The sequence below is a fragment of the Rhodanobacter ginsenosidimutans genome, from assembly GCF_042655685.1.
Taxonomy (GTDB): domain Bacteria; phylum Pseudomonadota; class Gammaproteobacteria; order Xanthomonadales; family Rhodanobacteraceae; genus Rhodanobacter; species Rhodanobacter ginsenosidimutans.
Window position 1 is genome coordinate 20,543 of the sequence record NZ_JBHSMM010000008.1, and the last position, 7,998, is coordinate 28,540.

Consider the following 7,998-nt stretch of genomic DNA (forward strand, 5'->3'; position numbering starts at 1 on the left):
GAAGCTTCGCTTGCGAAATGACGGAGGTCGCTCGAAAGCCTAACACGCACGCCGCAGCAACTTGGGGCAGCCTTGGGCGCGTGGCATGACCGCGTTCATGCATGCCGCTTGCGGTTGGCGTGGATCGACATCAACACGCCGAACGCCACCAGCAACGACACCGCCGACGTGCCGCCGTAACTGATCAGCGGCAACGGCACGCCGACCACCGGCAGCATGCCCGCGATCATGCCGCCGTTGACGAACACGTAGACGAAAAAGCTCATGCCGATGGCGCCGGCCAGCAGTCGCGAATAGGTCTCGCGCGCCTCCATCGCGATCCACAGGCAGCGGCCGATGATGAAGGCGTAAAGCGTGATCAGCGCGATGACGCCGACCAGGCCGAACTCCTCGGAAAACACCGCGAAGATGAAATCGGTGGTGTGCTCGGGCAGGAAATCCAGCCGCGACTGCGTACTGTGCTGCCAGCCCTTGCCGAAGATGCCGCCCGAGCCCACCGCGATCTGCGACTGGATGATGTGCCAGCCATTGCCCAGCGGGTCGGATTCCGGATTGAGCAAGGTCAGCACGCGGTCGCGCTGGTACTGGTGCAGGAAATGCCACGCCACCGGAATCATGCCGCCCACCGCCGCCAGCAGCACGCCGATGCGCCACCACGCCATGCCGGAGAGGAACAACGCGAACGTGCCGGCAGCGGTCACCAGCAGCGCCGTGCCCAGGTCCGGCTGCTCCGCGATCAATCCGGCGGGAATCGCGATCAGCAGGCCAACCATGGCGATGTCGCCCCAACCCGGCGGCAACCGCCGCGGGTGCAGGTACCAGGCCACCATCATCGGCATCGTCAGCTTCAACAGTTCGGACGGCTGAAAGCGCATCACGCCCAGGTCCAGCCAGCGGATCGAACCACGACCCTCGCCCAGCACCGCCACCACCACCAGCAATGCGGTGCTGCCGGCGTACAGCCACGGCGTCCAGCTGCGCAGTACTTGCGGCGGGACGCGCGAAATCAGCAGCAACAACGCACCACCCAGCACGAAGCGTCCGGCCTGCCCGCCCACCAGTGCCAGGTTGCCGTCGCCCGCGCTGTAAAGCGTCACCAGGCCGATAAAGGCCAGCAGCAGCAAGCCCGTGGCCAGCGGCAGGTCGATGCGCGGGCGGGTCATGATCCGGCGCACGAACCGCCGCCCGCGCACGTACAGCACCTCGATCATGGCGTGTCTCCCTGCGGCAGCGGCGCGACGGGAGTTTCCTCATCGTCGGTCGGCGTGGTGGCGGGCAGTGGCGTGCGAGCGGTAGCCGCCGTGGGTGCAGGCAGGCGCGTCGCCCCCGCCAGCACGCCGCCCTGCTCGGCCAGCCATACGTCGAGGATCTTGCGCACGATCGGACCGGATGCGGAGGCGCCCCACGCGCCCGATTCCAGCAGCACCGCCACCGCGATCTGCGGGTTGTCAGCCGGCGCATAGGCCACGAACCACGCGCGATGGCGACTGGCGAGGTAGGCGGTATTGCGGTTGGTGTCGTAGGCACTGGTGGTACGCGAGAAACGCTCGGCGGTGCCACTCTTGCCGGCCATCAGGTACGGAAAGCCCGCCGACAGCGCACGGCCGGTGCCCTTGGCGCCGTAGATCACCATCTGCATGCCCTGGTTCACCGCGTCCCAGTCGGCGGGGTTGGCGATCACCGAGGGCCCGGAGGGTGGGTTGGGCAGCGGCTTGCGGGGCGCATCCATGCCTTGCTGGGTGGCCATCACCAGGCGCGGTTCGTACGGTATGCCATGGCCGGCGAAGGTGGCGATGGCGTGCGCCAGCTGCAGCGGTGTCACCGCCCAATAACCCTGCCCGATGCCGGCGATCACCGTTTCACCGGGATACCAGGGCTCCCTGGAATGCGCCGCCTTCCATGCGCGCGAAGGCAGCACGCCGGACGCCTCGCCGATCAGGTCGATCCCGGTGGGGCGGCCAAAACTGAACTTGGCCATGTAGCTGCTGAGCCGGTCGATGCCCATGTCCAGCGCCAGCTTGTAGAAGTAGGTGTTGACCGATTGCTCGATCGCCTGCATCAGGTTGACCCGCCCGCTGCCACCGCGCACGTCATCGCGATAACCGCGCGACTGACCGGGGATGTAGAACACGCCGTTGGAGAAAACGGTGTCCTGCGGTTTGCGAAAGCCGGTTTCCAGGCCGGCCAACCCCACCAGCGGTTTCACCGTCGAGCCGGGCGGATAGACGCCACGCAGTGCGCGGTTGTACAGCGGCTTGTCGGGGTTGTGGGTCAACGCGTTGTAATCGACCTGGCTGATGCCGTTGACGAACAGGTTCGGATCAAACGTGGGCACGCTGACCATGGCCAGCACCTGGCCATTGCGCGGGTCGATCGCCACCGCCGCCCCGGGCCGCCCCTCGAACGCCGCCTCGGCCACCCGCTGCAACCGGGAATCTATGCTGAGGTAGAGATTGCTGCCCGGCGTGGGCGCATGGGTTTCCAGCACGCGCTGGGTGCGGCCGTCGGCATTGACCTCGACCAGCTCGTACCCTGGCTGGCCGTGGAGCGTATTTTCGTAAGACCGCTCGACCCCGCTGCGGCCGACGTGGCTGGTGCCCTTGTAGCGCACCGGGTCGAGGCGATCGACATCGTCGGCGTCGATGCGGCCGACATAACCCACGACATGCGCAAAGGCCTCGCCCAGCGGATAGCGCCGGGTCAGGTAAGGCACCACGTCGACGCCGGGAAACCGCCAGCGATTGACCGCGAAGCGATCGATTTCGTCTTCGGTGAGGTGCATTTTCAGCGGCACGCTCTCGAAGCGGCGGTTCTGCTTGAGCTGCTTGGCGAACGCGTCCAGGTCATCGTGGTCCAGCGGAACCACCCGACCCAGTTGTGCCAGCAACGCGGGCATGTCCTTGACCTGCTCGGGCACCACCTCAAGCCGGAACGCCGGCACGTTGTCGGCCAGCAGCACGCCGTTGCGATCGTAGATGAGGCCGCGCGCGGGCGGGATCGCGCGCGGCTTGACCCGGTTGTTCTGCGAGCGGGTGACAAACTCGTCGTGGCGCACCACCTGCAGATAGGCGAAGCGGGCCATCAGCAGGCCCAGGCTCACCACGATCAGGGCGAAACCGACCAGGGCCCGGCGCCGGAACAACGCACCCTCACCGCGGGCGTCCTTGATCGACCGACGCTTCATGTCACGGAATCGCGCTTCATTGGATCCGCCAGCGCGCGCGCAGGTCGTCGAGCAGCAGGAACAGGAAAGGCCACAGCGCCGCGCCTACGAACGGCGCGATCCACCAGCTGGCCGGTGGCAACGACGCGCCGCCCAGAAAGCGCACCAGCAGCAACAGCACGCGGTCGTTCAACAACAGCACCAACACCGCAAGGGATTGCTGCCACATCGGGAAAAAGCGCAGCCGCGAACGGAAGCGCAAGGCGATGAACACCAGCGCGCACAGCCGCAGGGCTTGTTCGCCCAAGACCACGCCGTTGACCACGTCGGCGCCCAGACCCACCGCAAACGCCAGGCCCAGCGTGACCCGATCCTCGGATTCCAGCGACCAGTACAACAGGACCAGGGCCGGCCAGTACGGCTTGAACGGCGCCAACGGGCCGGGCAACGGCACCAGCATCAGCAGCAGCGCAACCACCAGCGTGGCGGTGAACCACCAGCGCATCAGACTCTGGCGATTCATCGCGATACTCCCGGTGGGGCTGGCGGAGTCGCTGGTGCGTCGGCCGCGTTCGTCGGGGCGAGCTCGCTTGGCGGCCCCATCGGTTTGGCCGGCGCCGGCGGACCATCTGGCTCAGCCTGGTCATGCAGCAGCAGGACGTCTTCGCTGCGACCGATATCGGCCGCCGGCTGCACCTGGGCAACCAGGAACATGCCGGTGGCGGCAGGCGCCACCTCGGTGACCCGTCCTACCGGAAACCCGGGCGGGAAGCGCCCGCCAAGTCCTGACGTCAGCAATTGATCGCCCGGCTGCACGTCGGCCGCCAGCGGGATCGTGGGCAGCACGAGCTGATCGCCCCCGCGCGAGCCGTATGCCACCGTGCGCAAACCCGTACGTTCGACCACCACCGGAATGGCGTGGGCGGGGTCGGTCACCAGCATCACCACCGAGGTGGTTGGCAAACTCTCGATCACCTGCCCCATCACGCCGTGCGCGTCGATCACCGGTTGCCCTGGCTTCACGCCGTCGCGTGCGCCCACGTTGAGCATCAGCCGATGACTGTAGGCGCCCAGGTCCACGCCGATGACACGCGCCAGTTGCACGTTGAGTTCAAGGCTGTGCCGGGTGTCGAGCAATTCCTTCAGATGCTGGTTCTGCTGCGCCACCGCGGCCATGCGGTTCAACTTGGCGTTGGCCAGCAGCAGGTCCTCTCGCAGGCGCTGGTTCTGCTCGGTCAGGTGCTGGCGATCGCCGAACGCCACGCTGAGCGTACGCATGCCAGCAACCGGGAGCCCCGCCAGTCGATAAACCGGCTCGACCACCGCCGCCGCCGCATCACGCACGCGCCACATCCAGCCATTGCGCTGGTCGAGCACCATCAGCACCACGGCCAGTGCCAGGTAGAAAATCAGTCGCAGCGTGCCGGCAGCATTGCCGGCGAACAGCGGCGAGGATTCGTCGCGCGCATGCGCCATGGCGGCCCTTGGTCCCCCGGATGCCGTGAATTATTCGGGAGCGAAGAAATCGCTGCCGTGCTGGTCGATCAGCTCCAGCGCCTTGCCGCCGCCACGCGCCACGCAGGTCAGCGGGTCGTCGGCCACCTGGACGTGCAGGCCGGTCTCTTCCGAAATCAGGCGATCGAGATCACGCAGCAGCGCGCCACCGCCGGTCAATACGATGCCGCGCTCAGCCACGTCGGAGCAGAGCTCCGGCGGGGTCTGCTCCAGCGCCGACTTCACTGCCGCCACGATGCCGGCCAGCGGCTCGTGCAGCGCTTCGAGGATCTCGTTGGAGTTGACCGTGAACATGCGCGGCACGCCCTCGGCCAGGTTGCGGCCGGAGATCTCGATCTCGCGCACTTCACTTTGCGGAAACGCACAGCCGATCTGCAGCTTGATCTTCTCGGCCGTGGATTCGCCGATCAGGGTGCCGTGGTTGCGCCGCACGTAGTTGATGATCGCCTCGTCGAAACGATCGCCACCCACGCGCACCGACTGCGAGTAGACGATGCCGTTGAGGGAGATCACCGCCACCTCGGACGTGCCACCGCCAATATCCAGCACCATCGCGCCGCGCGCCTCGTGTACCGGGATACCGGCGCCGATCGCCGCCGCCATCGGTTCCTCGATCAGGAATACGTCGCGGGCGCCGGCGCCTTCGGCCGATTCCTTGATGGCGCGACGCTCGACCTGGGTGGAACCGCAGGGCACGCACACCAGCACGCGCGGGCTGGGCCGCAGCAGGCGCGACTTGTGCACCTGCTTGATGAAATGCTGCAGCATCGCCTCGGTCATGGTGAAGTCGGCGATCACGCCGTCCTTCATCGGACGCACCGTGGCGATGTTGCCCGGCGTGCGGCCGAGCATGCGCTTGGCGTCGCTGCCCACCGCGGCAATCGTGCGCGGACCGCCGGGACCGCGGTCCTGGCGGATCGCCACCACCGATGGCTCGTTCAGCACGATGCCCTGGCTGCGCACATAGATCAGCGTGTTCGCCGTGCCGAGATCGATGGAGATGTCGTTGGAAAAGATCCCGCGAAACTTCTTGAACATGGGTCCGCCGTGCGCCGATATTGAGCAAAAATCAAGCTCGCCAGTCTAGTCAGCGTTACCCGTCCACGCAAGGACAATAACGTTAAGAAAGCCTTGTACAACACGATGATAAGTACGTTTTCTGTATCGGCGGACGAACTTTGCACGAAGGAACCAAGTCGCGAATTGCGCGTATTCGCGGTAGCATTCGAACCTTTGGCCTGGGCCGTCCATCGGCCCCATCCTGCTGCCCTGCGCGGCATCCCACACAATCGGGGACCCTTCACCCACCATGCCTGCCGTCATCTGCGGATCGCTGGCCTACGACACCATCATGGTGTTCCAGGACCAGTTCAAGAATCACATCCTGCCCGAGCAGGTACACATCCTCAACGTGTCGTTCCTGGTGCCGGCCATGCGGCGTGAGTTCGGCGGCTGTGCTGGCAATATCGCGTACAACCTGAAGCTGCTGGGCGGCGATCCACTGCCGGTCGCCACGGTGGGTCAGGATTTCGCGCCCTACCGCAAGCATCTGGAACAGTGCGGGATTCGCCTGAGCAGCGTGCGCGAGTTCGACGACCAGTTCACTCCGCAGTGCTTCATCACCACGGATCTGGACAACAACCAGATCACCGCCTTCCACCCCGGCGCGATGTCCAGCGCGCACGAAAACCACGTCCGCGACATCCCGCAGATCGACTTCGCCATCGTGGCGCCGGATGGCCGCGAGGCCATGCTGCAGCATGTGGATGAGTTCGCCGCCCGCGGCGTGCCCTTCATCTTCGACCCGGGCCAGGCCATGCCGCTGTTCAATGGCGACGAGTTCCGCGCGATGATCGGGAAGTCGACCTACGTCATCGTCAACGACTACGAGTCCCAGTTGCTGCAGGCCCGCACGGGCTGGAGCGCCGAGGAAATCGCCTCGCATGTGAGCGCCTACATCGTGACCCAGGGACCGCGGGGCTCGGTCATCCACGCGGGCACCGAAACCCACCAGATCCCGCCGGCACGCGAGCGCGCGGTGGTGGACCCGACCGGTTGCGGCGATGCTTATCGCGCCGGCCTGATCTTCGGCATCATGCGCGGCAAGGACTGGCCCACCGTGGGGCGCATGGCCTCGCTGATGGGCGCACTGAAGGTTGAACACCCCGGCACGCAGAACCAGCATTTCAGCTACGGCGAGTTCGCCGCGGAGTTCCTCAGCCAGTTCGGTTACGCGCTGGACTGATCACCGCATCGCATCCTGATGCCACCTGCCGCGACTACCTCGCATGACCTGCGGGGATTCGCGCGCAGGTTTCAGTGCGTGGGCGCGTGCTTGCCCGCTGGCAGCGTCAGTCGGTCGATATACGCAAGCGCGACCGCAGACACCACGAAAGTCAGGTGCAGCAGGATCTGCCACATGATCGTTTCACCATCCATGCTGCGCGCCTTGATGAACGTGGCCAGCAGGTGGATCGAGGAGATGCCGATGATCGCCATTGCCAGCTTCACTTTCAGCACGGTGGCATTGACGTGTGACAGCCATTCCGGCTGATCCGGATGCCCCTCCAGGCGCAGGCGCGAGACGAACGTCTCGTAACCGCCCACGATCACCATCACCAGCAGATTGGAAATCATCACCACGTCGATCAGGCCGAGCACGGTCAGCATGATGGTCGCCTCGGCACTGTCGCCTCCCCCGGCGGCATCGATGCCACCGTGGAACAAGGTGGTTTCCACCAGGTGCCAAAGCTCCCGCAGGAATTGCACGACATAAATGCCCTGGGCAACGATCAGCCCCAGGTACAAAGGCAGTTGCAGCCAACGCGAGGAAAAGATCAGGTACGACAGGGGACCCAGGCGGCTTTGGTTGAAAGTCGTCATTCGTGTTCGCTATGGGGAAAGGCGCTCGATTCTACCGATCCAAGCGGAACTATCCTCACCGAAATAAGCAGGCGCGACAATTTGTCCGGTTCGTCCCCGAGATACGTGATCGGTCAAAGATCGCTCGGTCGGACGGCTCATTCGTCGGGGTCGAAAACCCGCGCATTCGCCAACAGGTCGTTAGCTGACTGGCACGTTCACCCATACGACCACTGGCCGACCACATCGCACGCGTTCCAGCAGGACGCCGTGGCGATGGTCACCGCATCGATCAATGCATAGGTCACCCATCAGTTCGACGGAAGCCGTCCTCAAAAGCGCTATCCAGTGCCTGGACGGTGCGCTTCGTCAGCCGGATAAAAAGAAGCCGTGCAAAAGAAAAACCCCCACCGTTTCCGGTGAGGGTTGATCAGGATAAAGCCCCTGGCGGTGACCTA

Annotated in this window: 7 protein-coding genes; 1 reads left to right on the forward strand and 6 read right to left on the reverse strand. The window is 65.3% G+C overall.

Translation table 11 applies throughout. The features are described from left to right. Window positions 1-95 precede the first annotated feature (95 nt). Genes rodA through ACFPK0_RS16835 form a run of 5 tightly spaced genes read right to left on the reverse strand, consistent with a single transcriptional unit; the run spans window position 96 to window position 5,716 of the window. Window positions 96-1,211: a rod shape-determining protein RodA gene (gene rodA, locus ACFPK0_RS16815; protein WP_377342414.1), complete on the reverse strand. Its 1,116-nt coding sequence runs from the start codon at window positions 1,209-1,211 to the stop codon at window positions 96-98. Beyond that, window positions 1,208-3,184, reverse strand: coding sequence for a penicillin-binding protein 2 (gene mrdA / locus ACFPK0_RS16820; protein ID WP_377342416.1), 1,977 nt, complete (start codon window positions 3,182-3,184; stop codon window positions 1,208-1,210). The genes rodA and mrdA overlap by 4 nt, the downstream gene beginning before the upstream one ends. Before the next feature lie 16 nt (window positions 3,185-3,200). After that, the gene (gene mreD, locus ACFPK0_RS16825; protein ID WP_056085570.1) at window positions 3,201-3,686 is read right to left on the reverse strand and encodes a rod shape-determining protein MreD; all 486 of its coding nucleotides are present in this window, start codon (window positions 3,684-3,686) and stop codon (window positions 3,201-3,203) included. Continuing rightward, window positions 3,683-4,639: a rod shape-determining protein MreC gene (mreC, locus tag ACFPK0_RS16830; RefSeq protein ID WP_377342419.1), complete on the reverse strand. Its 957-nt coding sequence runs from the start codon at window positions 4,637-4,639 to the stop codon at window positions 3,683-3,685. The genes mreD and mreC overlap by 4 nt, the downstream gene beginning before the upstream one ends. Window positions 4,640-4,669: 30 nt before the next feature. Next, entirely contained in the window at window positions 4,670-5,716 is a 1,047-nt protein-coding gene (locus ACFPK0_RS16835; RefSeq protein WP_056085572.1) for a rod shape-determining protein, read from the reverse strand. Window positions 5,717-5,987: 271 nt separating this feature from the next. Here ACFPK0_RS16835 and ACFPK0_RS16840 point away from each other — a divergent pair, with 271 nt between their 5' ends. Further along, window positions 5,988-6,923 carry a carbohydrate kinase family protein gene (locus ACFPK0_RS16840; RefSeq protein ID WP_056608706.1) on the forward strand — a complete coding sequence of 312 codons (936 nt, stop codon included), beginning with the start codon at window positions 5,988-5,990 and terminating at the stop codon, window positions 6,921-6,923. Window positions 6,924-6,994: 71 nt separating this feature from the next. Here ACFPK0_RS16840 and ACFPK0_RS16845 read toward each other — a convergent pair whose 3' ends face one another. Continuing rightward, on the reverse strand, window positions 6,995-7,561 hold the full coding sequence (locus ACFPK0_RS16845) for a TIGR00645 family protein (protein ID WP_056085574.1): 567 nt from the start codon (window positions 7,559-7,561) through the stop codon (window positions 6,995-6,997). Between the last annotated feature and the right edge of the window lie 437 nt (window positions 7,562-7,998).

Coding starts and splice junctions, on each gene's coding strand:
- rodA (WP_377342414.1), bottom strand. CDS start 1,211: ATGATCGAGGTGCTGTACGTGCGCGGGCGGCGGTTCGTGCGCCGGATC.
- mrdA (WP_377342416.1), bottom strand. CDS start 3,184: ATGAAGCGTCGGTCGATCAAGGACGCCCGCGGTGAGGGTGCGTTGTTC.
- mreD (WP_056085570.1), bottom strand. CDS start 3,686: ATGAATCGCCAGAGTCTGATGCGCTGGTGGTTCACCGCCACGCTGGTG.
- mreC (WP_377342419.1), bottom strand. CDS start 4,639: ATGGCGCATGCGCGCGACGAATCCTCGCCGCTGTTCGCCGGCAATGCT.
- ACFPK0_RS16835 (WP_056085572.1), bottom strand. CDS start 5,716: ATGTTCAAGAAGTTTCGCGGGATCTTTTCCAACGACATCTCCATCGAT.
- ACFPK0_RS16840 (WP_056608706.1), top strand. CDS start 5,988: ATGCCTGCCGTCATCTGCGGATCGCTGGCCTACGACACCATCATGGTG.
- ACFPK0_RS16845 (WP_056085574.1), bottom strand. CDS start 7,561: ATGACGACTTTCAACCAAAGCCGCCTGGGTCCCCTGTCGTACCTGATC.